Origin of the sequence: Mesorhizobium sp. M0306 (assembly GCF_040321655.1) — a bacterium.
In the GTDB taxonomy this organism is placed as follows: domain Bacteria; phylum Pseudomonadota; class Alphaproteobacteria; order Rhizobiales; family Rhizobiaceae; genus Mesorhizobium.
This window is the reverse complement of sequence record NZ_JAMYRY010000037.1, coordinates 24,425-47,982: the sequence shown is the minus strand read 5'-3', so window position 1 is coordinate 47,982 and position 23,558 is coordinate 24,425. Positions and strand designations below refer to the sequence as shown.

Annotated in this window: 19 protein-coding genes and 1 pseudogene; 12 read left to right on the top strand and 8 right to left on the bottom strand. The window is 63.2% G+C overall.

From position 1 onward, the window contains the following. Positions 1-129: 129 nt before the first annotated feature. From lpxD to lpxB, 5 genes are read left to right on the top strand one after another with little or no spacing between them, the layout of a single operon-like run. Positions 130-1,188 carry a UDP-3-O-(3-hydroxymyristoyl)glucosamine N-acyltransferase gene (gene lpxD, locus NKI95_RS30385; RefSeq protein WP_352721486.1) on the top strand — a complete coding sequence of 353 codons (1,059 nt, stop codon included), beginning with the start codon at positions 130-132 and terminating at the stop codon, positions 1,186-1,188. Next, a complete protein-coding gene (gene fabZ / locus NKI95_RS30380) occupies positions 1,181-1,645 on the top strand; it encodes a 3-hydroxyacyl-ACP dehydratase FabZ (RefSeq protein ID WP_023674942.1) in 465 nt (154 codons plus the stop codon). The genes lpxD and fabZ overlap by 8 nt, the downstream gene beginning before the upstream one ends. 13 nt (positions 1,646-1,658) lie before the next feature. Then, positions 1,659-2,492, top strand: a complete 834-nt coding sequence (gene lpxA, locus NKI95_RS30375; RefSeq protein ID WP_352721484.1) for an acyl-ACP--UDP-N-acetylglucosamine O-acyltransferase — start codon at positions 1,659-1,661, stop codon at positions 2,490-2,492. A 6-nt stretch (positions 2,493-2,498) separates the two neighbouring features. After that, a complete protein-coding gene (locus NKI95_RS30370; protein ID WP_502908353.1) occupies positions 2,499-3,401 on the top strand; it encodes an LpxI family protein in 903 nt (300 codons plus the stop codon). Beyond that, entirely contained in the window at positions 3,391-4,557 is a 1,167-nt protein-coding gene (lpxB, locus tag NKI95_RS30365) for a lipid-A-disaccharide synthase (RefSeq protein WP_352721482.1), read from the top strand. Before NKI95_RS30370 ends, lpxB begins: the two co-directional genes overlap by 11 nt. A gap of 103 nt (positions 4,558-4,660) precedes the next feature. Here lpxB and gltA read toward each other — a convergent pair whose 3' ends face one another. Continuing rightward, a complete protein-coding gene (gene gltA, locus NKI95_RS30360) occupies positions 4,661-5,989 on the bottom strand; it encodes a citrate synthase (RefSeq protein WP_292653520.1) in 1,329 nt (442 codons plus the stop codon). Positions 5,990-6,168: 179 nt separating this feature from the next. Further along, positions 6,169-7,590 carry a glutamate--tRNA ligase gene (gene gltX / locus NKI95_RS30355; RefSeq protein ID WP_352721480.1) on the bottom strand — a complete coding sequence of 474 codons (1,422 nt, stop codon included), beginning with the start codon at positions 7,588-7,590 and terminating at the stop codon, positions 6,169-6,171. A 96-nt stretch (positions 7,591-7,686) separates the two neighbouring features. Between gltX and NKI95_RS30350 the strand changes: the two genes are divergently transcribed. Continuing rightward, entirely contained in the window at positions 7,687-10,152 is a 2,466-nt protein-coding gene (locus NKI95_RS30350; RefSeq protein ID WP_352721478.1) for a ComEC/Rec2 family competence protein, read from the top strand. Here the strand turns inward: NKI95_RS30350 and lexA are convergent. Continuing rightward, a complete protein-coding gene (gene lexA / locus NKI95_RS30345; protein ID WP_023674949.1) occupies positions 10,146-10,880 on the bottom strand; it encodes a transcriptional repressor LexA in 735 nt (244 codons plus the stop codon). The two genes, NKI95_RS30350 and lexA, sit on opposite strands and share 7 nt — an antisense overlap. A gap of 449 nt (positions 10,881-11,329) precedes the next feature. Here lexA and kynU point away from each other — a divergent pair. Further along, positions 11,330-12,577: pseudogene (kynU, locus tag NKI95_RS30340) on the top strand (kynureninase). 97 nt (positions 12,578-12,674) lie between these two features. Further along, complete coding sequence (locus tag NKI95_RS30335; RefSeq protein ID WP_352721477.1) at positions 12,675-13,505, top strand: hormone-sensitive lipase; 831 nt, start codon at positions 12,675-12,677, stop codon at positions 13,503-13,505. Positions 13,506-13,512: 7 nt separating this feature from the next. On the opposite strand, the gene NKI95_RS30330 is transcribed toward NKI95_RS30335, so the two are convergent. Genes NKI95_RS30330 through NKI95_RS30310 form a run of 5 tightly spaced genes read right to left on the bottom strand, consistent with a single transcriptional unit; the run spans position 13,513 to position 18,943 of the window. After that, a complete protein-coding gene (locus tag NKI95_RS30330; RefSeq protein WP_352721476.1) occupies positions 13,513-14,718 on the bottom strand; it encodes a molybdopterin molybdotransferase MoeA in 1,206 nt (401 codons plus the stop codon). Then, positions 14,718-15,224: a cyclic pyranopterin monophosphate synthase MoaC gene (gene moaC, locus NKI95_RS30325; RefSeq protein WP_352721474.1), complete on the bottom strand. Its 507-nt coding sequence runs from the start codon at positions 15,222-15,224 to the stop codon at positions 14,718-14,720. The genes NKI95_RS30330 and moaC overlap by 1 nt, the downstream gene beginning before the upstream one ends. A gap of 2 nt (positions 15,225-15,226) precedes the next feature. Then, a complete protein-coding gene (gene trpC, locus NKI95_RS30320) occupies positions 15,227-16,039 on the bottom strand; it encodes an indole-3-glycerol phosphate synthase TrpC (RefSeq protein ID WP_352721472.1) in 813 nt (270 codons plus the stop codon). Positions 16,040-16,043: 4 nt separating this feature from the next. After that, positions 16,044-17,054, bottom strand: coding sequence for an anthranilate phosphoribosyltransferase (gene trpD / locus NKI95_RS30315; protein ID WP_352721470.1), 1,011 nt, complete (start codon positions 17,052-17,054; stop codon positions 16,044-16,046). After that, positions 17,051-18,943: a SurA N-terminal domain-containing protein gene (locus NKI95_RS30310; RefSeq protein WP_352721468.1), complete on the bottom strand. Its 1,893-nt coding sequence runs from the start codon at positions 18,941-18,943 to the stop codon at positions 17,051-17,053. The genes trpD and NKI95_RS30310 overlap by 4 nt, the downstream gene beginning before the upstream one ends. A 141-nt stretch (positions 18,944-19,084) precedes the next feature. On the opposite strand from NKI95_RS30310, the gene tpiA reads away from it, so the two are divergent. The 4 genes from tpiA (at position 19,085) to pyrG (ending at position 23,558) form a co-directional block, all read left to right on the top strand. Then, a complete protein-coding gene (gene tpiA / locus NKI95_RS30305; protein WP_352721466.1) occupies positions 19,085-19,852 on the top strand; it encodes a triose-phosphate isomerase in 768 nt (255 codons plus the stop codon). Between the two features lie 162 nt (positions 19,853-20,014). After that, entirely contained in the window at positions 20,015-20,461 is a 447-nt protein-coding gene (secG, locus tag NKI95_RS30300; protein ID WP_352466256.1) for a preprotein translocase subunit SecG, read from the top strand. 199 nt (positions 20,462-20,660) lie between these two features. Further along, positions 20,661-21,782 carry a L,D-transpeptidase gene (locus NKI95_RS30295; protein ID WP_352721464.1) on the top strand — a complete coding sequence of 374 codons (1,122 nt, stop codon included), beginning with the start codon at positions 20,661-20,663 and terminating at the stop codon, positions 21,780-21,782. Between the two features lie 147 nt (positions 21,783-21,929). Further along, positions 21,930-23,558, top strand: coding sequence for a CTP synthase (pyrG, locus tag NKI95_RS30290; protein ID WP_352448839.1), 1,629 nt, complete (start codon positions 21,930-21,932; stop codon positions 23,556-23,558).

Genomic DNA, 23,558 nt, shown 5'->3' with positions numbered 1-23,558 from the left:
GTAACGATGCTTCCGGCTCGTTTGGATCCGGATGGCAGTGATCCGAAAGCACTTTGATTTGCGCATGATCCTTTCCGAGGATCGATTTCCGATTTCGGGGTCATGCGCTAGCTGGATATTGCTTCTGGAATGACCGATCCGGTGTTCTTCGCGCCATCACGCCGGTATACGGCCGGCGAAGTCGCGAATCTGACCGGCTCGATACTTGTCGATTCCGGTCTCTCCGATGTATCGATCGAGGCTCTGGCGCCCGCCAACGAAGGCGGCGAGAACGCGCTTGTCTTCGTCGATGGCAGGCGCAATTTCGCGCTGATGCAGTCACTGCGGGCGGCAGCGGTTCTCTGCCCTGCGGAATTTGCCGGCAAGGCGCCGGTGGGCATCGCGGTTCTGGTGCATCCGCGCCCGCAGCAGGCTTTCGCAATGGTAGGGCGCCTGCTTTTCCCCGCGGCTGCGACGCCTGGACCGATGACCGGCGAAACCGGTATCTCGCCGCACGCCCATATCGATGCGACCGCCCATGTCGAGGCCGGCGCGATCATCGAAGCGGGTGCGGTCATCGGACCGCGCGCTGCCATCGGCAGCGGAACCGTCATTGCTCCGCATGCGGTCATCGGTCCGTCCTCTCAGATCGGCCGCGACGGCTATGTCGGTCCAGGTGCCAGCGTGCAATATGCGTTGATCGGCAATCGCGTCATCATCCATGGCGGTGCCAGGATCGGCCAGGATGGCTTCGGTTTCGTAGCCGGCGCCAAGGGTCCGGAGCGGGTTCCGCAGATCGGCCGCGTCATCATCCAGGACGATGTCGAGATCGGCTCGAATACCACCGTCGATCGCGGCGCCATGTCCGACACGATCATCGGCCAGGGCACCAAGATCGACAATCTGGTGCAGATCGCGCACAACGTTCGCATCGGCCGCAATTGCATAATAGCCGGGCTTTCGGGTATTTCCGGTTCCGTGACGGTAGGCGACAACGTCACCATGGGTGGCGGCGTCGGCCTTGCGGATCATTTGACCATCGGGTCCGGGGCCAAGCTTGCGGCAAGAAGCGGGTTTATGAGCAATGTGCCTGCCGGTGAGATTTGGGGAGGATATCCGGCGCAGCCGATGGCGGAAGCCATGCGCGAGATAGCGGCCTTGCGCAGACTTGCACGGACGCGCAAACAGGGTGAGGGGGGAAATGGCTGACATCGCAGCGGCGACGCTCGAAGCGGTTGACATAATGCGGCTGATGAAGCTCCTGCCGCACCGCTATCCGTTCCTGATGATCGACCGTATTGTCGACATAGATGGCGACGAATCCGCCATCGGCATCAAGAACGTCACCATAAACGAGCCGCATTTCCAAGGTCATTTCCCCGACCAGCCGGTCATGCCCGGCGTGCTGATCATCGAGGCGATGGCGCAGACGGCCGGCGCCATCTGCATCCGCAGCCTCGGTACGGAAAAGCCGTCGCTGGTTTATTTCCTGACCATCGACAATGCCAAGTTCCGCAAGCCGGTCGTTCCAGGCGACCAGTTGAAAATTCATGTGAAGAAAATCAAGAAACGCGGCAATCTTCTCAAATTCGCTTGCGAGGCCCTCGTCGATGGCGCCAAGGCGGCGGAAGCCGAGATCTCGGCGATGATGGTCGCAAGCGGCTGACAAACGAATGCTAATGAAAATCCAGACAGTCATCCATCCATCGTCGGTCATCGAGGCAGGCGCCCAAATCGGCGAAGGCGCCCGCATCGGACCCTTCTGCCACGTCGGCCCCGACGCCGTGATCGGCGACCGTGTCGAACTGGTCAGCCATGTCTCGGTGATGGGCGCGACCACCATCGGTGCATCGACCAAGGTCTATCCGATGGCGATACTGGGCGGGCCGCCGCAGAACACCAAGCACAAGGGCGGCCGTACCATGCTGGTGATCGGCGAGAACTGCACGATCCGCGAAGGCGTCACCATGCATGTCGGCACCGATTCCAGCCGGGGCGAAACGACGATCGGCAACAACGGCAATTTCCTTGCCTATGCCCACATTGCCCATGACTGCGTGGTCGGCAAGAACGCCACCTTCGCCAATCAAGCGACGTTAGGCGGGCATTGCGAAGTCGGTGACAATGTCTACATCGGGGGCCTTACCGCGGTTCATCAGTTTGTACGCATCGGCGATAACGCCTTTCTCGGCGGCTGCTCGGCGATCGTCGGCGACGTCATTCCCTACGCCATCGCCGTTGGCAACCGTGCCAGCCTTCGCGGCCTCAATATCATTGGCCTGAAGCGCGCCGGCTTGCCGCGTTCGGAGATCCACTTGCTGCGCAAAGCCTATAAGACGATCTTCGATCGTTCTCGGACCGTCGGCGAAAACATCGAATTCGCCAAGGCGGAGTTCGCCTCGTCGCCGACTGCCATGAAGATCGTCGATTTCATCGCCGGTCGCGGCAAGCGGCACTATGCCGTGCCGTCGCTCAAGGGTGGCGACGGCGACGATACCGATGATGAAGACTGAGAGCAGATGACGAAGATTGAGGCTGCCGGAAAGGGCCTTGATCTCGCGCCAGATGCCAAGGTCGGCATCATCGCCGGCGGCGGCAGTCTCCCGGTCGAAATTGCCCGAGCGCTCGCCCGGCAAGGCAAATTGCCATTCGTCGTGATGGCGGCGGGCGAGGTCGACCGCATAGCCGATTTCGAGCCCTATGAGCAGGCAACCTTGAGGCTGGAAGACGTCGGCTCGCTGTTGCCGATGCTCAAGCGGCATCACGTTACGCATCTGGTGACCGCGGGTCATATCACGCGCCGCCCCAGGCTGAGCGCCATGCGCCTCAATTTGGGCCTGCTCGCCTGGCTGCCCAGCCTCTTCGTCGGTGTAACCCGGGGGGACGATACGGTGCTGAAACTGTTCGTGCGCAGGATCGAGCGCAGCGGCATCAAGGTCGTCGGCGCTCACGAGATCGTGCCGGAGCTGGTCGCCGCCGAAGGCCTGCTGACCAAGGCGGCGCCACGCAAATCCGACTGGCGCGACATCGAGGCGGCGCACGCTGCAGCAAAAGCAATTGGCGCGCTGGATATCGGCCAGGCGGCTGTTGCGGTCGGTGGCCGCGCCATTGCGTTGGAAGGCGTCGAAGGCACCGACGGGCTGCTCGAGCGGACAAAACAGTTACGCGGGCACGGCAGGCTGGCTGGCAGGAGCCGTGGTGTTTTGGTCAAATGCGCCAAGCCTGGTCAGGAACTGCGCGCCGATCTGCCCTCTATCGGTCCGCTGACCGTCGATGCGGCGCATGCCGCCGGACTGGCCGGCATTGCCGTCGAAGCCGGTCGCTCGCTGGTGCTCGAAGGTCCCGCCACCATCGGACGTGCCAACGCGCTCGGCCTTTTCGTGGTCGGCCTGCCTGCTGCGGAGCCGGCGCATGGCGAATGACCGGCCGTTGAAGATAGCCGTCGTCGCCGGCGAAGAGTCCGGCGACCTGCTTGGCGCCGACCTTGTGCAGGCGTTAAAGCGCATGACCGGGCGCGAAGTTCGGCTTGTCGGCATCGGCGGCCGCCATTTGCAGGCGCTCGGCCTGGCGCCATTGTTCGACGGCAGCGAGATCGCACTGATGGGGCTTAGCGCCATCCTGCGCGACTTGCCGCGCCTGATGCGGCGGATCGGCCAGACGGCAAACTCGATTGCCTGTGAAAAGCCCGATTGCCTTATCACCATCGACAGTCCGGATTTCTCGCTGCGCGTCGCCAAGAAGGTGCGTGCTGCCGACCCGACGATCCCGATCGTCCATTATGTCTGCCCGAGCGTTTGGGCTTGGCGGCCGGGCAGGGCGCCGGCGATGAGGCCATATGTAGATCACATCCTTTGCATCCTGCCGTTCGAGGTGAAGGAACTCGCCCGCCTGGGCGGGCCGCCCGGCACTTATGTCGGGCATCGCCTTGCACACGATCCGGGCATAATCAGTGCCGCCAGGGCGCAGGCGCAGCCGCGTGACCTGTCCGCAGATCACGTCAAAACGTTGCTTGTATTGCCCGGTTCGCGTCGTGGTGAGGTGCGGCGCCTGGTTGGGCCGTTCGGCGAAACGGTGTCGATCCTGCGGGCGCGCGGGCACCGCTTGCGCCTGCTGTTGCCGACGGTGCCGCACGTCGCCGACCTGGTCAGGTCCTCGGTCGCGAGCTGGGACGAGAAGCCGGAGATCATCCTTGATGCCGAACGCAAATGGCAGGCCTTCGGCAAGGCCGATGCGGCGCTGATCGCGTCGGGGACGGTATCGCTGGAACTGGCACTGGCGGGTGTGCCGATGATCTCCTGCTACCGGCTCGATCCGGTCATGCGCATGGTGCAGCCGCTGATCAAAGTATGGAGCGCAGCCTTGCCCAATCTCATCGCCGACCGGCCGGTTGTGCCGGAACACTACAATCAATATGTGCGGCCGCATTATCTGGCGCGGCAACTGGAGGCGCTGTTCTTCGACACCGCCTACCGCGCCTGGCAGCAGGACGGTTTTGCCGACATTGCCGGGCGTATGGCAACCGACAAGCCGTCAGGCGAGATGGCGGCGGGGGTGGTGATGGGGATGGTGAGGAAGTGAGTGAATAGTGAATAGTGAATAGTGAATAGTAGTTCTATAGACAGGGAGCGACGCTTTGCTACTCCCATTCACCATTCACCATTCACCATTCACCATTCACCATTCACCGCTTCGCGATCGGCACATAATCCCGTTCCGGCGCGCCGGTATAAAGCTGGCGCGGGCGACCGATCTTCTGGTGCGGGTCCTCGATCATCTCCTTCCACTGCGCGATCCAGCCGACGGTGCGGGCGACCGCGAACAGCACGGTGAACATGGTGGTGGGGAAGCCCAGCGCCTTCAGCGTGATGCCGGAATAGAAATCGACGTTGGGATAGAGCTTCTTCTCGATGAAATAGGAATCGGTCAGCGCAATCTTTTCCAGCTCCATGGCGATGTCGAGCAGCGGATCGTCCTTGATGCCGAGCTCGCCCAGGACTTCGTGCGCGGTCTTTTGCATGATCTTGGCGCGCGGATCGTAGTTCTTGTAAACGCGGTGGCCAAAGCCCATCAATCGGAACGGATCGTTCTTATCCTTGGCGCGCGCAATGAATTCCGGGATGTGATCGACATGGCCGATCTCGCCCAGCATGTTCAGGGCTGCCTCGTTGGCGCCGCCATGTGCGGGACCCCACAGGCAGGCGATACCGGCAGCGATACAGGCAAAGGGATTGGCGCCCGATGAGCCGGCCAGGCGGACGGTCGAAGTCGAGGCGTTCTGTTCGTGATCGGCGTGCAGGATGAAGATGCGCTCCATCGCGCGCGCCAGCACCGGATTGATCTTGTATTCCTCGCAAGGCACGGCGAAGCACATATGCAGGAAGTTGGCTGCGAAATTCAGCTCGTTCTTCGGATAAATGAACGGCTGGCCGATGTGGTATTTATAGGCCATCGCCGCGATCGTCGGCATCTTGGCGATCAGCCGCATTGAGGCGACCATGCGTTGATAAGGGTCCGAGATGTCGGTGGAATCGTGATAGAAGGCCGACAGCGCGCCGACCACGCCGCACATCACCGCCATCGGATGCGCATCACGGCGGAAGCCGGTGAAAAAGCGCGACATCTGCTCATGCACCATGGTGTGGCGCGTCACCCGGTAGTCGAAATCGTCCTTCTGCGCCTTGGTCGGTAGTTCACCATAGAGCAAGAGATAGCAGACTTCGAGGAAGTCGCCGTGCTCGGCCAATTGGTCGATCGGGTAGCCGCGGTGCAAGAGAATGCCGGCATCGCCATCGATGAAGGTGATTTCCGACTCGCAGCTCGCCGTCGACGTAAAGCCGGGATCGTAGGTAAAGACGCCGGTGGTGTTGTAGAGCGAACCGATGTCGATGACGTCAGGTCCTACCGAACCACTTCGTATCTTGAATTCATGGGTTTTGCCGCCGAGTTCCAGCTTTGCCGTCGATGCCTGGGTTTTGCCGCCAAATTCCATTTTTGTCGCAGGTTCGGTCATAGCAAACTCCTTTTTGTTTCCTCAGGCCGGCAAAGGCAAAATATCTGAACCCAACACGTCAAAAGCATCGGAACACGCACATTTGCGCCCGCAATTGAATCTGCGCGCCAGATTAGGCCAAGACCCAATGTTGCACTGCGAAACGCACCTTTCAATGCCAATCTTCTTGGGCCAGTTTGCTAATCGATTTGATCAGCGATCCGCCCCAGGCTTTCCTCGCGGCCCAGCACGGCAAGCACATCAAAGACACCTGGCGAGGTACTTTTGCCAGTGAGCGCGGCGCGCAAAGGTTGGGCCACGGAGCCGAGTTTATGGCCGCCGGCCTGCGCATAGTCGCGGATCGCGGCTTCCGCTGAGGCGGCAGACCAGTCCGAAACCGTCGCTAGTGCCGCATGAGCGCCCCGCAGGATCGCGCGCGCCTCACCGCTGAGCAGCGCCGCCGCCTTCTCGTCGACCGGAAGCGGCCGCTCGACGAACAGGAATGCAGCCCCTTCAACAAGTTCGACCAGCGTCTTGGCGCGCTCCTTCAGGCCCGGCAAAGCGGCAAGCAGTTGCGCCTTGCGTCTGTCGTCGAGGCGCGCGGCGATTGCCGGGCCGCCTTCTAGATAGGGCAGAGTGGCGATGAAGACGTCGAGCAGCGCTGCCTCGTTCATGCGGCGCATGTGCACGCCGTTGAGCGCTTCGAGCTTGGCGAAGTCGAAACGGGCGGCGCCCTTGTTGACGTCGCCAATGTCGAACCATGAGATCATGTCGGCGATCGACATGATCTCATCGTCGCCGTGGCTCCAGCCAAGCCTCGCCAGATAGTTGAGCAGCGCCTCCGGCAGGTAGCCCATGGCGCGATAGGCCTCGACGCCAAGCGCACCGTGCCGCTTCGACAGCTTGGCGCCGTCGGCACCGTGGATCAACGGGATATGCGACATCGACGGCACCTCCCAGCCCATGGCCTGGTAGATTACGGTCTGGCGTGCGGCGTTGGTCAAATGATCGTCGCCGCGGATGATGTGGGTGATGCCCATGTCGTGATCGTCGACGACGACGGCATGCATGTAGGTTGGATTGCCGTCCGAGCGCAGAATAATGAAATCGTCGAGATCCTTGTTGGGAAAGCGCACGTCGCCCTGGACGCGGTCATGCACCACCGTCTCGCCGCCTGTCGGCGCCTTGATGCGGATCGCCCCCTTGGCGCCGGCCGGCGCCTCCGACGGGTCGCGGTCGCGCCAGCGTCCATCATAGCGGGGAGGCAGCCCCTTGGCCCGTGCGCTCTCGCGCATTGCTTCCAGCTCGGCAGGCGTCGCATAACAATAATAGGCCTTGCCTATGCGAACGAGCTCCTCGGCCACCTCGCGATGGCGCGGCGCACGCTCGAACTGCGACACCGGCTCGCCGTCCCATGTCAGGCCAAGCCAGGAAAGCCCGTCGAGAATGGCCGCGGTTGCCGCATCGGTGGAGCGCTCGCGGTCGGTGTCCTCGATGCGCAGCAGCATCGTGCCGCCTGTGTGCTTGGCATACAGCCAGTTGAACAGCGCCGTGCGCGCGCCGCCAATGTGCAGATAGCCGGTGGGCGAGGGGGCAAAACGGGTGACGACCTTATCGGGCATGGTACTCTCAGGCGGGCGAAGGAAGTGGGTTTGCGGACTTTCGCGCATTGCGCGTTCATGTAGCATAGGAGGTCGAGGGCGCAAGGGGCAGACCCGATGGCTGTGCGAGGCCGTGGTGCGGGCGAGGGCGAGGACGCTGGTAGCGGCGTCAGCGAACGCTTGCTGTTTGCCGCTCCCCTGCCTGTCCTGCCGACACCGGCATTGCTGCCCGCTCCGCGCTTCGATGCTCCGTCGCTGCCGGCCAGCGACCCTGCAACGGTTCCCGTGCCCGCGGTCGAGTCCATCGTGCGCCTACGCCGGCGTTTCCGCCTTCCGTCACCGTCCCGTATCCGCAACAGCGTAACCTCGGCGGCCGGCCTGGAACTCGACCGCGGCGTCGCCTTCCTGCTGGTGCCGGTGTTCCTCGCATGCGGGGTGGTCGTGTATTTCGCGATGGCGGCCGAGCTGGCCTTCCCACAGCCGATAGCTATCGTCGCCTTGGCAGCCCTTTGTGCGGTCGTCTCGCGGTCATGGCCCAGGACGCGCCTGTGCTTCATGGTGGCGTTGCTCTGCGCGCTTGGCGTGCTTGCCGCCAAGTTCGAGACCTGGCGTGTCGGGACGCATATGCTCGGTTCCGAAATCTCGACGCGGCTGACCGGTCGCGTCGTATCGTACGAGCCCATGGCGAGCGGCCGCATCAGGCTGACGATCGATGTGATCTCAACCGCCAGGCCGACACTGCGCTACATGCCGGAACGGGTCCGCGTTTCGGCGATGAAGATACCGGCTGAGCTGACCGCCGGTTCCGAGATCGCCGGCTATGTGCGGCTGCTGCCGCCGACCGGGCCGGTGCGGCCCGACAGCTATGATTTCTCCTTCGACAGCTATTTCGCCGGTATCGGCGGCAGCGGCTTTTTTCTCGGCAATCCGAAAGTCGTGTCGTCGGGCAGCATGCCGCTTGCCGCGCGGCTTTCTTCCGCGATCGAAGACGCGCGCGAATCCATCGCCGACCATATCCGCAGCCGCATCGGCGGCGCCGAGGGCGAGATTGCTGCTGCGCTAATCGTCGGCGTGCGCGCCGGCATTCCCGAGGAGATCAACGAAGCGATGCGGCGCACAGGCATCTACCACATCATCTCCATCTCGGGGCTGCATATGGCGTTGGTCGCCGGCACCATCATGGCGCTGCTACGCGGCGCCTTTGCGCTGTTTCCCGATTTCTCATCGCGACGGCCGGTCAAGAAATATGCCGCGGCCGCCGCGCTTTTTTCGATTGCGGCCTACCTCGTCTTTTCCGGCATTGTGGTAGCGGCCGAACGCAGCTTCATCATGCTGGCGGTGATGCTTATCGCCGTGCTGTTCGACCGGACCGCGCTCACCATGCGCAACCTGGCGATCTCGGCCATCGCCGTCATTCTGGTGTCGCCGCACGAGGTGGTCGGTCCGAGCTTCCAGATGTCCTTCGCCGCGACGGCGGCCCTTGTCGGCGCCTATGCAGGCTGGTCTGATTACCGCGCCGGCAGGGCCACCACGCCGCCGCCCCGGCGGTCGCCGCTACGCTTTGCCACTCGAAAGGTCCTGCTGGGCATGGGCGGCCTGGCGATGACCTCGATCATTGCAGGGAGCGCCACGGCGCTTTTCGCCATATGGCATTTCCAGCGCGTGGCGCCGCTCAGCCTGTTCGCCAATCTGGCCATCATGCCTATCGTCTCACTGGTCGTCATGCCCTTCGCCGTCCTCAGTGCGCTGGCGATGCCGTTCGGCGCGGATGGGCCTTTCCTCTACGTGATGGGCAAGGGGCTGACGGCGATGATCGCCCTGTCCGGGTGGATCTCCGAGCGCTCGCCGATCGATGCGGTCGGGCTGATTTCGCTGAGATCCGTCCTTTTGGTGACGATCGCCCTCGTCATTGCCAGCATGGCGACGACCTGGTTGCGGCTCGCGGCACTTCCTTTTGCGCTCGCCGGCTTGCTAACGACAACGCAGACGCGCGTACCCGATGTATTGATCTCGGAGGACGCACGGCTGGTCGCGCTGCCGATCGGCAGCGGTGAACTCGCGGTCAACCGGGCACGCCCGAATGAGTTCACCATCGACAACTGGAAACGCGCGCTCACATCAGAGGCTATCGTCGCGCCGGAAACACCTGGAAAGAACGATCCGCAATTCGACATTGCCGATCCGGCCGACCTACCGCCGGGCATACCGTTCATTTGCACGGACGGCCTCTGCCTTGCCAGGCATCCATCCGGCGCGATCATCGCGCAAGCCAAGGACCGCGATACTGCACGGCCAGCCTGCGCCTTTGCCAGCTTGATCGTCATCGACGACGCCACCGCCCATAATCCCTGCTACTACGACCGGCTGGTCCTCGTCGTCACCAAACGGCAACTGGCGCGCGCGGGAAGTGCGGCCGTCTATTTCGATCCACAAGCGGCAACACGCGCCGAAATCCGCTTTGCCGTCGAAAAATCATACCGGCCCTGGCACGTGCAGCGGAAATTTTCACGCGCGGCGCGGGGCCTGCCGCCATACCGCAGGGCCGACAAACCCAAAGCCGGCGCCAAGGGCGGAGCTCAGTAGCGGCGGATCAGTCCGACGAGCTTGCCTTGCACCTTGACCCTGTCTGGTCCGAAGATGCGCGTCTCGTAGGCCGGATTGGCGGCTTCCAGGGCGATCGAGGCGCCCTTGCGGCGGAACCGCTTCAGCGTCGCTTCCTCCTCGTCGACCAGTGCCACCACGATCTCACCGGGGCTCGCCGTATCGGCATTGCGGATGATCACCGTGTCGCCGTCGAAAATGCCAGCCTCGATCATCGAATCGCCTTTGACCTCGAGCGCATAATGCTCGCCGCCCATGATCATATCCGGCGGCACCGAAATCGAATGCGTCTGGTGCTGGATGGCGTCGATCGGCACACCGGCGGCGATGCGGCCCATCACCGGGATCGAAACGGCGGCGACGACATCGTCGTCATTGCCGGCTGCAGGGACGCGCGACGATGTCGGCTTGCCCTGCCGAGGGGCACCTTGCCCAAGACTGCCCTGGATGACACTCGGCGAGAACTTGCGTGCCGCATTGAGGCCGGGGGCGATCGAGTCAGGCAGGCGCAGCACCTCCAGCGCACGGGCCCGGTTGGGCAAACGGCGAATGAAGCCGCGCTCCTCCAGCGCCGTTATCAGCCGATGGATTCCCGATTTGGAAGCCAGGTCGAGCGCTTCCTTCATCTCGTCGAAGGAGGGCGGAATACCGCTTTCCTTCAACCTTTCGTGGATGAACATAAGCAGTTCGTGTTGTTTGCGTGTCAGCATAGCGACCCCCAACAGAATCAGAAAAACAAACCCAGAACAAACACTATCTGTTCCAGTTGTGTTCCGCAACTGTTTAAAGTTTAATGAATGCGTTAAGGCTCGGGAAACAAACCACGCCCCTACCGGAATGCCGCATTTTCACCCGCCGCGAGCCTCATCGCCTTGATTCTGCTGTCGTTTGCGCCCTTCTGGCTTCCTAGAAGGCGCCACTGGCATCGGCCGTCGGTCGGCAAAAGGGCACGGAATTGAACCCGTATCGACTGTGCGGTTTGGTCAATGCACCGTGAACGAAACGAACTCAAAACGCCAACCTCGGGTTAACTCCGGGTTTCCACCGCCTGGTCAGGCTGCTTCTCGCTGGTGGAGCCTTGCTGCGCGCTACCCGGTAATGGAAGAACAGTCGATGCGTGTCCGGCGTTGCGTTGAATCTTTGGGGGAGCAGGCAAATCATGACAGGAATTCCCGATCTCGCGGCCATAAAGGCGATGGATGCCGCAGATCCGCTGCGCGCGATGCGCGACCGTTTTGTGTTGCCGCAAGGAGTGATCTATCTCGACGGCAATTCGCTAGGAGCTGCTTCACGTGCCGCTTTCGATGAACTGTACAAGGCCGCGACCGAGGAATGGTCGCATGATCTCATCCGCGCATGGAACACGGCCGGCTGGTTCAACATGCCGCTTGAACTTGGCGACCAGCTCGGGCGCCTGATCGGTGCCGCGACCGGCCAGACGGTGGTCTGCGACACGACGTCGGTCAACATCTACAAGCTGCTGCACGCCGCCATGGCCATGCGTCCGCAGCGGCGGGTCATCGTCGCCGAGGGCGATAGCTTTCCGACAGACCTTTACATGGCTGAAGGTGTGGTTTCGACGCGAAAAGATACGCTGCTGCGCCTCTCGGGGGTCGACGCGCCGACCATCGAAGAGCTGATCGACGAACGCACTGCCGTGGTGCTGGTCAACCACGTCAACTACAAGTCGGGCGAACTGCGCGACATGCCGGGGCTGACGCGCAGGGCCCAGGAGGCCGGGGCGATGATCGTCTGGGATCTCTGCCACACCGCCGGCGCGATGCCAGTCGAGCTCGACAAGGCAAACGCCGATTTTGCCGTTGGCTGCACCTACAAATATCTGAATGGCGGACCGGGCGCGCCTGCCTTCATCTATGCGGCTGAGCGGCATCTTGCCGACATCCAGCAGCCGCTCACCGGCTGGTGGGGCCATGCACGGCCCTTCGCCTTCGAGCCAGGCTATGCGGCCGGCACCGGCATCCGCCGGTTTCTGTGCGGCACGCAGCCGGTCCTGTCGATGCGCACGCTGAAGGGCGCGCTCGACATCTGGAACGATGTCGACATGACGGCGGTGCGCAAGAAGAGCATCGCGCTGGCCGATCTGTTCATCGAGCTTGTCGAGGCAAGGTGCGGCGCTTACGGGCTAACGCTCGAAAGCACGCGCGACGGGGAAAAACGCGGCAGCCAGATTTCATTCATGCACGAGCATGGCTACCAGATCATGCGCGCGCTGATTGAACGTGGCGTGATCGGCGATTTTCGCGCGCCATCCACCATGCGGTTCGGCTTCACCCCGCTCTATGTCGGCTATGCCGATGTCTGACAGGCCGTCGAAGTGCTTGAGGACATTCTGCGCACCGGTGCGTGGAAGGATGCGCGCTTCGCCATCAAGGCGGCTGTCACTTGAGATTGATGCGAGAGCTGGAATCGTGAGGCTGGCGACGACGCGCCGAGCGATGCTTACGGCTACGTTGCAAGGCCATATTGCCAGGGGAGGGCGCAGGGTGTTCGAACGTCACATTGCCGATTGGGACAACGCCTATACCAACGGCGCCAACATAGCCGGCAGCGATCGCTGGCCGGCGGCCTGGATCGAGCCCGCGCGGGTTTTCCGCAACGTGCTTTCGACCGAGGGCAGGGCGCGGCTCGACATGGCCTATGGCGATAACCCACGCAACCGGCTCGATCTTTTCCTGCCGGCCATCAAGCCCAAGGGACTCGTGGTGTTCGTTCATGGCGGCTATTGGATGGCATTCGACAAGAGTTTCTGGTCGCATCTTGCCACTGGCCCTGTTGATCGCGGCTATGCGGTGGCGATGCCGTCCTACACTCTCTGTCCGCAGATACGCATTGGCGGCATCGTCAAAGAAGTCGGCGCGGCGATCGGCAAGGCGGCGGCGATGGTCGCAGGGCCGCTGATGCTGACCGGACACTCGGCCGGCGGCCATCTTGTTAGCCGGATGGTTACGGCGACGACGCCGCTGGCGCCCGAAGTGGTCCGGCGCGTTCGTCATGTGCTGTCGATCTCGGGGGTGCATGATTTGCGCCCGATCATGCGCACCGGCATGAACGAGACGCTGGCGATCGATGAGGCCGAGGCGCAGGCCGAAAGTCCGGTGCTGCTGCGCCCGATGGACAAGGCCCGCCTGACCTGCTGGGCCGGCGGCGGCGAGCGCGCCGAATTCCTGCGCCAGAGCGCGTTGCTGGCCAACATCTGGATCGGCCTGGGTGCCGCGACCAGCTCGGTGGTCGAGCCTGACCGGCATCATTTCAACATCATCGACGGTTTGGCCGATCCAGACCATCCGCTGACCCGGACCTTGATCTCGGAGTGAGGCAGGTTCAGCGTAGCATCAGCACGTCGCAGAGGGAGCCCGCCGCCGCGGCGGGCGCGAACGGCGCGCGGACGATCAGCCCGTTGGCATCGGCCAGCATTTTCAGCATCGAGGAGTCCTGGATGCCGAATGGCGTCGCCACGAGCGTACCGGCGTCGTCTGTGACAACAGCCCGCACATAATCTTGCCTGAGATCGTTGGCCGGCATGGCAGCACCGAGCCGTGCCCGACGTATATCCTGCTGAAAGGCGCGGCCGCCGAGCCGCGCCAGCAGCGGCTTCAGGAAGAGCTGAGTGCAGACCAGACTCGCCACCGGATTGCCGGGCAGGCCGATGCAGCGAATGTCGCCCAGCCGCCCGAACATCAGCGGCTTGCCCGGCCGCATGGCGATCTTCCAGAAATCGAGCGTCATGCCTTGCCCGGTCAGCACGTCATGGACGAAGTCGTGGTCACCGACCGAGGCACCGCCCAGCGTGACGATGACATTCGCGCCAACCTTCACGGCCTTTTCCACCAGCGCAGCGATCGCCTCCCTGCGGTCCGGCGCGATGCCAAGGTCGAGCGCGCGCGCACCGACCGACTGTGCGGCAGCGGCGACACCATAGGCGTTGGAGGAGATGATCTGGTCGGGGCCAAGCTCGCTGCCCGGCGGCAGCAATTCGTCGCCGGTGGCGATAATGGCGACCACCGGCCGCTTGACCACGCCGACCTCGGGGTGGTTGGCCGATGCCGCCAGCGACAAGGCCGCCGGATCGAGCAGGCGGCCGTTGGGCAGTAGGACATCGCCCTTGGCGAAATCGAGCCCGAGGCGGCGGATGTTTCGCCCCTGCACCGTCGGCTCCGTCACTTCGACGCTGCCGCCGCCGAGATCGCGGACGTTCTCCTGGATGACGACGGTGTCGGCGCCTTCGGGAAGCGGCGCGCCGGTAAAGATGCGCACGGCCTGCCGCTGCTGCACCGATCCGGTAAAGCCGCGTCCGGCCGGCGCCACGCCGACCACCGAAAGCCTTGCTGGTACGGACGCGATATCGGCCGCCCGCACGGCATAGCCGTCCATGGCGGAGGCGTTGAACGGCGGCTGGGTGCGGAGCGCCACAACAGGCTCCGCCAGCACGCGGTCGGCGGCATCCAGCAGCGCGACGCGTTCGCCCGGCAGCGCTGCTGCGCCGTCCAGCAGGCGCTCGAGCGCCTCGGCAACTGGGACCAGCGCCATTAGCGGCCTGCCTCGGTGGCCCCATCTCCGGTGATCTTGTAGTCGCCGGATTTGCCGCCGGTCTTTTCAACCAGCCTGATGCCGGAGATGACCATGGCGCGGTCGACCGCCTTGGCCATGTCGTAGATGGTCAGGCAAGCGACCGAGACGGCGCTCAGGGCCTCCATTTCAACGCCGGTCTTGCCGGTGACGCGGGTCAATGCTGTCACCTTCAGGCCGGGCAAAGCTGCGTCCGGCTCGATATCGACAGATATCCTGGTCAGCAGCAGCGGATGGCAAAGCGGGATCAGTTCATGCGTTTTCTTGGCCGCCATGATGCCGGCAATGCGCGCGGTGCCGAGCACGTCGCCCTTCTTGGCATCGCCGGCGAGGATCATGTCCAGCGTCTCGGACCGCATCGACACGAAGCCCTCGGCGACTGCCGTGCGCACCGTCTCAGCCTTGTCGCCGACATCGACCATGTTGGCTTCGCCCTGCGCGCCAAGATGGGTGAGGGCGGCCGCCATCGTCAGATCGCCTCTGCCGGGGCCTTGCCCGTCAAAAGCAGGCGCGTTGCAGCGGCCACGTCCTGCTGACGCATCAGGCTCTCACCAACCAGGAAAGTAGCGATGCCGCTCCGCTCCAGCCGGCGGCAATCGTCATGCGAAAAGATCCCGCTCTCACTGACCAGAAGGCGGCCGGCCGGCACCATCGCTACCAGCCGTTCCGAGGTCTCGAGGCTGGTTTCGAAGGTCCGGAGATTGCGGTTGTTGATGCCGATCAGCCGCGATGACAGCCGCAGCGCACGTTCCATTTCCGCCTCGTCATGCACTTCGACCAGCGCGTCCATGCCCAGCTCGAAAGCTGTCGCTTCGAGTTCTCTTGCCAGCGCGTCGTCGACGCTGGCCATGATGATCAGGATGGCATCGGCGCCCCAGGCCCTGGCCTCGTGGACCTGATAGGGGTCGAACAGGAAATCCTTGCGCAAGGCAGGCAGCTCGACGGCAGCGCGCGCAGTGGTGAGGAATTCGGGCGCCCCCTGGAAGGAGGGTGCGTCGGTCAGCACCGAAAGACAGGCGGCACCGCCTTCCGCATAGGCCCTGGCCAGCGCCGGCGGATCGAAATCGGCGCGGATCAGGCCTTTGGACGGGCTAGCCTTCTTGATTTCGGCAATCAGCGCGAACCTGCCGGATTTGCGCTTTGCCTCAAGGGCGGAAAGAAAGCCGCGCGGCGCGTCGGCATTCATCGCCCGTGCCTTGATCTCGGCAAACGGCACTTGCGCTTTGGCCGCCGCGATCTCGTCGCGCTTGTAAGCCTCGATCTTGCGCAGGATGTCGGACATAGTTTTAACCGTTCGAAAACTCGACCAGCCTGTCGAGCACTTTTAGCGCGCGGCCGCTGTCGATGGCCTGCGTTGCCGTCACCATGCCGTCGGCAAGTGTCGTCGCCTTGCCGGCCACCACCAGCCCGGCGCCGGCATTCATCAGCACCGTATCGCGAAAGGCGCCGGCGGCGCCGCCCAGCATGTCGCGCATTGCCTGGGCATTGTGGGCGGCGTCGCCGCCGCGCAACTCGTCCTTGGTGTGACGCGTCAGCCCGACTGCTTCAGGGGTCAGCGTAAAGCTGCGTATCTCGCCGCCGGCCAATTCGGCGACCTGCGTCTCGCCGGTGGTGGTGATCTCGTCATAGCCGTCGCCATGCACGACCCAGGCATGGTCAGCACCAAGCTCCTTCAACGTTTCTGCCACCGGCATGATCCATTCCGGCAGGAACACACCGACCATCTGCCGTCTGACACTGGCCGGATTGGAAAGCGGGCCCAGCAGGTTGAAGATGGTGCGGGTGCCGAGCTCGACCCGGGTCGGGCCGACATGCTTCATCGCCGGGTGATGCGCCGGTGCGAACATGAAGCCAACTCCGGCCTCGTGAATACAGCGGCCGATCGTCTCCGGAGGGATGTCGATCTTGACGCCCAATGCGACCAGCACATCGGCGGCGCCGGTCAGCGAGGACAGTCCGCGATTGCCGTGCTTGGCGACGGGCACGCCGCTGCCGGCGATGACGAAGGCGGATGCAGTCGAAATGTTGACGCTGTGCGAATTGTCGCCGCCGGTGCCGACAATGTCGATGGCGCCTTCGGGGGCTTCGACGCGCAGCATCTTGGCGCGCATGGTGGCGACGGCGCCGGCGATCTCGCTGACGGTCTCACCGCGCACGCGCAATGCCATCAGAAAGCCGCCGATCTGGCCGGGGGTGGCATCGCCGGACATGATGATGTCGAAGGCCTCGCGCGCCTCCTCGAACGAAAGAGCGCTGCCGGCGGCGACCTTGGCGATGTGGATCTTCAGCGCGCTCATCTGGCCAGGGCTTGGGTTACGGCCGTTTGATCGATGCGGACGTCATATTGCGTCTGCAACTGCGCCACCAACTGGTCGAGCAGGTCGTCGGACAAACCGGAGGTGAAGGATTTCTGCGCGTCCTGGGGTACTGAGCTGGCATCGGCCCCGGCAGGCTCGAACACCTCGGCAACCTTGAACAGGATCTGTCCGTCGCCCGTAGGCGAGGGGATCAGCCCGGTGCCGCCTTCGCCGACGCCGAACATCGCGGCGGCCCCTTCCTTGCCGAAATCGACGTCGTCAGCATCGCGCTTGACGCCGCGCTTGGTCTGCTTTTCGAGCTTGAGCTCACCGGCGATCACCTCGAGCGTGGCGCCGGCCTTGAGACGCTTCTCGAGCTCTTGTGCCTTTGCGGTAAGCCGTTTGGTGGTCTCCGCCGCGGTCCAGTCGGCCACGACCTTCTGGCGGACTTCGTCCAGCGTGCGGTCGCGGGCCGGCGTGATCGCGCTCACGTCGTAGAAGACGAAGCCGTTATCGGCGGTGGTGAGGCCTTCATTGTCGGTTCCGGGTTCGGATTCGAACACCGCCTTGATGAGTGCCGGCGATTCCGGCAGGTCTTTGACGATGCTTCCATCCGGCCGTTGGCCGGTGCGGTCGATGGCGTCGATGGTGACGACCTTCAGCTTCAATTTGGCAGCTGCCTCGGCGAGCGAACTGCCGGAGGCGCGCGTATCCTCGTAATTGTCGTGCACGTCCAGCAAGATGCGGCTTGCCTCGCCCAGTGCCAGATCCTTGCGGATCTGCTCGGATACTTCGGCCAGCGGCTTCACCACTTCCGGCTTGATCTCGGTGACGCGCAGCAGAACGGGGCCAAAGGCGCCTTGCACGACCGGGCTGACTTCATTGACGTTGAGCTTGAAGGCAGCATCGGCAACCGCCTTGTCGGCGATCTTGTCCTTGGCCAGCGTGCCGAGCAGCGTGTCGGCCGGCGTCTTGCCTTCGGCGGCGACGATCTTGTCGAAGGTCGCGCCGGTCCTGAGCGAATCGAGCGCCGCCTTTGCGGCATCAGGCGTCTTGAATACAAGCTGCTCGATGGTGCGCATCTCCGGCGTGGTGTAGCGCGCCTTGTTCTTGTTGTAGTCGTCGCTGACCTGTTGGTCGGTCACCGCGCTCAAATCCATGATGTCTTCCGGTTCGAGCCTGACATAGGAGAACTTACGGTATTCGGGCGCGGCGTAGGTCTTTTTGTTTTCCCCGAAATAGGCCGAAAGCACGCTGTCGGACGGCGCTTCTATCGGCTCGACAAGCGATTTCGGCAAGGTCAGGTAATCGATGGTGCGATCTTCGCCGCGATAGAGCGCGACCGCCTTGAAGAACGTATCCGGAGCCTTGAGGCCATCCGAAACCGCCTCGACGATCTGCTGGCGGACCGCGACCTGGGCGCGGTTCTTCAAATAGTCTTCCGGCCGCATGCCGATCTGCCGAAGCAGGTACTCGAAGGTTCTCCTGTCGAAGGTTCCGGCAGGCCCTTTGAACGCCGGGTCTTCACGCGTCAGTTCGGCGAGCCGGTCCTTGGACAGGCCGAGGCCGAGCTTGCGGGCCTGCTCGTCGAGGACGGCGCCCGACACGAGTTGCCCCAGCACCTGGTTGTCGATGCCGAGCGCCGTCGCCTGCTCACGGCTGATGCGCTGGCCGAATTGCTGCGACATGACGCTGAGCTGGCGATCGTGGGCGAGGCGGTATTCGTTGATCGAGACCTTGGTGCCTCCGGCCGTAATCACGGCGTCATGGCCGGCAAGACCGCCCATCAGCCGCCCCGAGATGCCCCAGATGGCGAAGCTCAACACCAACAATGACAGCAGCAGTTTCGCGACCCAGGTCCCCGCCGCACTTCTCAACATACCAAGCATGAGTACTTCCGATTTTTGCGCATTTCGCATGCGCCGAGTCTGAAACAAGCGCAATAGCGCCCTTCCTGCCCACTGTCGATTGCTTTGTGGCCTGATTTTGATAGTGAGGGCCAGCTGGAAATTGCCCGGAGAACAAATCCCATGACGCCTGGAATCCGCCCGCTCGTCGCTGGCAACTGGAAAATGAACGGCACCAGCGCCTCGCTCAACGAGCTCAGGATGATCGGCAACGGCTTCATGAGCGGGCTCGACGCAGAGACCGAAGCGGTGGTCTGCGTGCCGGCGACCTTGCTTGCGCACGCCGCCGAGATTCTGTCGCGCACGCCGGTGCGGGCCGGCGGAGAGGATTGCCACACCGAGGAAAGCGGCGCCTATACCGGCTGCATTTCGGCCGAGATGCTGAAGGATGCAGGTGCCAGCCATGTCATCGTCGGCCATTCCGAATGCCGCGCCGATCGCAAGGAAGACGATGCCATTGTGCAGGCCAAGGCCTCCGCTGCATGGCGCGCCGGGCTGGTGGCCATCATCTGCATTGGTGAGACAAGAGCCGAACGCGAAGCAGGAGCCACGCTCGACGTGCTGTCGCGCCAGGTCTCTGGCTCGGTCCCGCCAAACGCCACGGCGTCCAACACTGTAATTGCCTATGAGCCAATATGGGCGATCGGCACCGGCTTGACGCCGACTGCCGCCGACGTCGCCGAGGCACATGCCCATATCCGCGAAGAACTGGTGCGGAAGCTTGGCAATACGGCGGCCAAGATGCGCATTCTCTACGGCGGCTCGGTCAAGCCGTCCAACGCCGTCGAGCTGCTCGGCGTCAGGAATGTCGACGGCGCGCTGGTCGGCGGCGCCAGCCTGAAGGCAGCGGACTTCCTCGGCATCGCGGAAGCCTATCGAAACATCGCTTGATACCGGGACAGCTTGTTGGATTTGAGCGACGGCCGGCGCCGAAATCGTTGCAAAGGACGCATTGCTCCCCATATTCCGGCCACGGGCTTGGAAATGCCGTCAAAGCATTGTATTGAGCCGCCTCCAAATCAGCGGCCGCGCAAGGCCTTGCCAGGATAAATTATGGAAACCGTACTGATCGTCGTCCACCTCATGGTCGTGCTCGCGCTTGTCGGCGTGGTGCTGCTGCAGCGCTCCGAAGGCGGCGGCCTCGGCATCGGCGGCGGATCGGGCTTCATGACTGCGCGAGGCGCCGCCAATGCGCTGACGCGGGCGACGGCGATCCTGGCCGCGGCTTTCTTCGTCACTTCGCTGACACTGTCGATTGTCGCGCGCTATGGCGAGAAGCCGATCGACATTCTCGATCGCGTGCCGGCAACCTCGGACGGCAAGGGCGTACTCAACCAATTGCCCGGAACCACGACGCCGACGCCGCCTTCGGGCACCACGGCGCCGACCCCGCCGTCCGGCAATGGTGCGGCAACGACGCCGCCGGCAACCGCTCCGGCGACGCCGCCAGCGACAAACGGCGCCACAGCGCCGGCCACGCCGCAGGTCCCCAACCAGTAATCGGGCAACTTATGCCGCGATCTGTTGTCGTTTGAACACAGTCGCGGCAAATGCCGCACGATCAAGAAGATTCGACCGCGCCTCACGCTTGAGGCGCTTCCGGCTAATCGATTATACGTTGCACGCGGCATTCTCGGCGTCCTTGGGGGGCGCCGGGCGACGCCGTGGGCAACAAGCATTGAACGATCGGATCTTCCCCATGCAGCTTCGCAGCTTCATTTTTGCCGGCCTTTGTGCCGTGCTCAGCCTAGGTGCGCCCGCTTACGCGGCCATGCCGACGGCAAATTCGGCCCATAAAGCCGCAACAACAACCGACCTCGTCAACGTCGCTGCCAAAAGCGATGCGGCGCAATTGAAGCTTCTCAAAAAGAAGAAAGATCCGACGCCGGACGACCTTGCGCAGATTCGCAAGATCGAAGCCAAGATCGCAGCCGACAAGGAAGCCGCTCGCGCCAAGGCACTCGAAGCCAGGAAGCTGGCGATGCGCGAGGCGGCGAAAGCCAAAGCCGATGCGGAACGGCAGGCATTCCTTGCCAAGAAGAGCCAGCCGCTCGCGACGGCCAAGGTGGCTGACGCCACGCCGGCCAAGAAGAAGACCGTCAACATCATCGAACCGATTACGCCCATTGCGCCGATCCAGTCGGCCGAGCCGATCCCGGCCGAGGCCATGAACGTTGCGCTGACCGGCAACAATGGCGAGTTGCGCAGCGAACCGGTCGGGCAGAAGCCGCAGAGCGTCGGGCTGTTCGCGGGACTGTTCGGCGGCACATCCTCTTCGTCGATGTCGCTGCTTCCGGAAACACGCGCGCTCGACGCCGCGCTCGAAAGGAAACAGGCCAAGCGGCAGTTCAAGGTCAAGCCGGAATTCGTGCCGCAGGAGGTCGAATTCACCGGCTACAACCCCGGCACCATCGTAATCGATACCAGCGCCCGTCGTCTCTACCTCGTCGAATCATCGTCAACCGCCCGCCGTTATGCCATCGCGGTCGGCCGGGAAGGCCTGCAGTTCAAGGGTACGGTTGCCGTCGGCGACAAGCAGGAATGGCCGCGCTGGATTCCGACGCTGGATATGCAAAAGCGCGAACCCAAGCACTATGGGCAATACAAGGACGGCATGCCCGGCGGCGGCGACAATCCGCTCGGTGCGCGCGCCATCTATCTCTACGACGGCAAGAAAGATACTCACCTGCGCATTCACGGCACCATTGCGCCGCAGTCGATCGGAACCAGCGCCTCCAATGGCTGCTTCCGCATGATCAACGAGCACGTCATGGACCTTTACCGCCGGGTGAAAGTAGGCACCAAAGTCGTCATCATCTGACGCTTTGACAGATCGTGCCAAAATGGCCGGCCTCGCCGGCCCTTTTGTTTTGATACGCCAACGACCAGAGCGCCTTCTTGGGAAAAAGCCTTCGCGGCGGTTTTTTCTCTGGCGGAATCAATTCAGCCGCGTTAAGCGATGACTCCCATGGCGCGATATGTATTCATCACAGGCGGCGTGGTTTCCTCACTTGGAAAAGGCATTGCTGCAGCGGCCCTTGGGGCTCTCTTGCAGGCGCGGGGCTATCGCGCACGCATCAAAAAGCTCGATCCCTATCTCAACGTCGATCCCGGCACGATGTCGCCCTACCAGCACGGCGAAGTCTTCGTGACCGATGATGGGGCCGAGACCGATCTCGATCTTGGCCATTATGAGCGCTTCACAGGCCGCTCGGCCAACCAGCAGGACAACATCACCACCGGCCGCATCTATAAGAACATCATCGAGCGCGAGCGGCGCGGCGACTATCTCGGCGCCACCGTGCAGGTCATTCCGCACGTCACCGACGAGATCAAGAACTTCGTTCTCAACGGCAATGACGACTACGATTTCGTGCTGTGCGAGATCGGCGGCACCGTCGGCGACATCGAAGCGATGCCGTTCCTGGAGGCGATCCGCCAGCTCGGCAACGACCTGCCGCGCAACAACGCCGTCTACGTCCACCTGACCTTGATGCCTTACATTCCGACAGCGGGCGAACTGAAGACCAAGCCGACGCAGCATTCGGTCAAGGAGTTGCGCGGCATCGGCATTGCACCCGACATACTGCTGGTCCGCGCCGACCGGCCGATCCCCAAGGAAGAGCGCAGAAAGCTGTCGCTGTTCTGCAATGTCCGCGAAAGCGCCGTCATCCAGGCGCTCGACGTGCCGCATATCTACGACGTGCCGATGGCCTATCACAACGAAGGGCTCGACTCGGAAGTTCTGGCCGCCTTCGGCATCGATCCGGCGCCGAAGCCGCGCATGGAACGGTGGCAAGCGGTATCCAACCGCATCCACAATCCGGAAGGCGAAGTGACCATTGCCGTCGTCGGCAAATATACCGGCCTCAAGGACGCCTACAAATCGCTGATCGAGGCGCTGTCGCATGGCGGCCTCGCCAACCGGGTCAAGGTCAAGCTCGATTGGATCGAAAGCGAGATATTCGAGAAGGAAGACCCGGCGCCGTGGCTGGAGAAGGTCCATGGCATTCTCGTCCCCGGCGGTTTTGGCGAGCGCGGCTCGGAGGGCAAGATCCTGGCGGCGAAGTTCGCGCGCGAGCGCAAGGTGCCGTATTTCGGCATCTGCTTCGGCATGCAGATGGCCTGCATCGAGGCAGCGCGTTCGCTGGCCGGCGTCGAGCACGCATCATCGACCGAGTTCGGTCCAACCGAGGAGCCGGTCGTCGGCTTGATGACCGAATGGCTGAAGGGCAACATGCTGGAAAAGCGCAGGGAAACCGGCGACCTCGGCGGTACCATGCGGCTCGGTGCCTACCAGGCCGACCTCGCCAAGGGATCGAAGATCGCCGAGATCTATGGCGATACGCAGATTTCCGAACGCCATCGCCACCGCTACGAGGTCAATGTCGACTACAAGGAGCGGCTCGAGGATTGCGGCCTGGTGTTTGCCGGCATGTCGCCGGACGGCGTGCTACCGGAAACGGTCGAATATCCCGACCACCCCTGGTTCATCGGCGTGCAGTACCATCCCGAGTTGAAAAGCCGGCCGCTCGATCCGCACCCGCTGTTTGCCAGCTTCATCGAAGCGGCGGTAGAGCAGTCGCGGCTGGTCTAG